Raw genomic sequence first — 2583 nt, forward strand, 5'->3', positions numbered from 1 at the left:
TCAATAAAACGATGCTGAATGTCAGTTTCGGTGTCAAAGTTTGCAATACTGAGTTCAGCGAGGAGTATAAACAGGAGGTCAGCAGGCGTTGCCGTAATGGCGCGCTGGAGCAGTTGAGCAGGATAGACAGTCTGCTCGACAGAATAAATACCTACTTTGCCCCCGATCCTGAAAACGAGAACAGTACGAGGCAGTATTCCGTTTTCAGTTGTACTGTGGCACCGGTGGAATTAGGCATCTCCTATGCTTATCAATACACCGATGTGGAAAAGGGGCCGTGTCATTTCTTCGGCCTGTACGGCAGCCCTTTTCTGAAGGCGACACTGCGGTTTGATATTATTCAGTTTATCTGTGCGTACTGTAAAATAGATTCGCTGGTTGCGAAATGTCGTGATTATCTGAGGAAACACGGCACGAGTGTGGAATGTTATATAGAAATAGAACCCGGTGTGAACCTGAATTTTGGTGCGGCGTACAGCAAAAAAAATGATGAGTGGACGTTCAATCTTGTCGATGACAGTCAGCTTTATTTAGGGCTAAAAGGCGTGGTCAGTGCTGCATTCAAGGTAGAGGTTTTTGTGGTTGAACTTACCGCACAGGCAGAAGGTACTATCGGTGCCAAAGCCTGCTTTAAACCGGATCCGCATGATAATGGGCTGGATTTAGTATTATGCCATGATGGGGTGAAGGGGACTTTTAAGTTTAGTGCTGATATGCGACGTGGTGGGGACGATTCGCAAAGTAATTCAGCCCCTAATCAAGAGAACGGTATAGAAAAAGAATGGCCGTTGTGCAAACAGTTGACTCAAGAAGAGTCACCGTTAAGAGTTAATTTATATGGTAAGGAACGAGTGCTACAGATCCCAACTGATTCACCACCTGTACACGAACCCTGGGCGATGGGTTCTAATCCTAACTGGAATAAATGAAATTAATATAATACTTATGCCTGAGAACAAGGAGTGTTTATGAGATATAAACCGCTATTTTCAATAATGATATTGATAGGAGCAATTATGACGGTAACAACTTTCGCCAGTGACAAATATGTAAAAATCAGAACCCTGTTCAATATCGAGCAGGCGTTCTGTGACATTAAAACCAACGGTGTAACAGGATTTGATAACCGGGATTCTGCTTTTCACGGTCGGGGGGGAGGGATTTCCAGTACAAATTCACTCATGCTAATGGAAAACGGTGAAAATGAAATCAGCCTTGAAATGGGGGCACTAGGGTGGTTCTCCCCTAAAGTCAAGTCCCTGGAAGAAAAGAGGCGTTTTGGTAAAGATTCGAGTTGTAGTGTGGATGTGGTTAGCTTTGATAAAGAGGATAATAAACAACTCCTTTCCTCGATAAAAGTACACATCAACTCTCAGGGAGAGCCTGAGGCATCACCAGAAAATGTGCACCCTATAATACGGTCGAAAATCATTGCGCAGCAGATAACTGCAGGGCATATGGATCCTGATTACTTCAGTGAATATTATTACCCTAAAAATATGGAAATTTATCAGTTTGTACAAAAGATAACGGTAAGTGATCTTCCTGAATGGGCCTGGGTTAAATCTGAAGAATTTACCGGGAGCGATATTCAAATTCAGAAATTGAAAGAAGCTTATAGTGAACTGGCTGAAATCATCAATAGCCATGATCGAGATAAATTAGAAGAGGCTAATACTATTGCATTAGATGCATGGTCTAAAACTACAGGCGAAAGCAGAGAGGATATGTTATTTTCACTTTATCCCAAAGAAGACATTGAGGACAAAAAGATAACTATTCTCCCGATAAAATGGGAGGATTATGATGTGATCGTGATGAATAAAGGACGCATGATCAGAATGTATAATAAATCAAAGCCGACTTACTCACCTTTGACATTCAGATATATAGACGGGAATGGTGAGGGGCACATGGCCTACTATGCCCCAATCTTCTCATTAATCAATGGCAAATTTGTTCCGGTAATATAATGCATGCGAGGAGGCACCTATGCCCTTAGCCGCAACAATCAGTGACAAAGGAATCCAGCTCGATGGCTACTATGAAACAGCGATTATTGCTGGTTCTCCGACGGTTTTGATCGATAATTTATCCGCAGCGCGTCTGGGTGATCCGCTTACGCCACACGACAAACCGGAGCATCCGCCACATCCCCGTAAAATTGCTTCGGGTGCAGGGACGGTTTTTATCGACGGGATGCCTGCAGCACGAAGCAGCGACAGTATTGACTGCGGTGGCGTTTTCATCGGCGATGGAACGGTAAATATTGGCTAGATAGCTGAAGACCTGAATCAATTGATATCAGGTCTTCAGGACTCCCGGCCTGCAAATAGCCACTTTGTTATGATTCGCATCCCGCCCGGGAGTTCTGCGTGCAGTACGGCGAAAGCGACCTCGATTTTCTGTCGCGGCTGTGGGCGGAAGAAGGCCTGTTCTTCTTTGATAAGTCTGACCAGCAGCAGCGAATGGTGCTGACAGACGATGTGGCGGGCTTACCGCAGTCAGGCGCGTTTTGCTTTAATCCCAACCCGACTTCAGATATCCATCCGGAATGCATCAGCGTTTTTCGCTATGAGGCCA

Annotated in this window: 2 protein-coding genes and 2 pseudogenes; all 4 read left to right on the forward strand. The window is 44.6% G+C overall.

Going from position 1 to position 2583, the window contains the following annotated elements; all coding sequences use genetic code 11:
* Positions 1-929: pseudogene (locus ACLW56_RS24965) on the forward strand (hypothetical protein); the annotation flags it as partial.
* Between the two features lie 39 nt (positions 930-968).
* Complete coding sequence (locus tag ACLW56_RS24970) at positions 969-1973, forward strand: hypothetical protein (RefSeq protein WP_330986292.1); 1005 nt, start codon at positions 969-971, stop codon at positions 1971-1973.
* 19 nt (positions 1974-1992) lie between these two features.
* Entirely contained in the window at positions 1993-2277 is a 285-nt protein-coding gene (locus ACLW56_RS24975; protein ID WP_330986293.1) for a type VI secretion system PAAR protein, read from the forward strand.
* 59 nt (positions 2278-2336) lie between these two features.
* Positions 2337-2583: pseudogene (locus ACLW56_RS24980) on the forward strand (contractile injection system protein, VgrG/Pvc8 family); the annotation flags it as partial.

It is taken from the genome of Pantoea sp. sgz302252, from assembly GCF_047713085.1.
In the GTDB taxonomy this organism is placed as follows: domain Bacteria; phylum Pseudomonadota; class Gammaproteobacteria; order Enterobacterales; family Enterobacteriaceae; genus Scandinavium.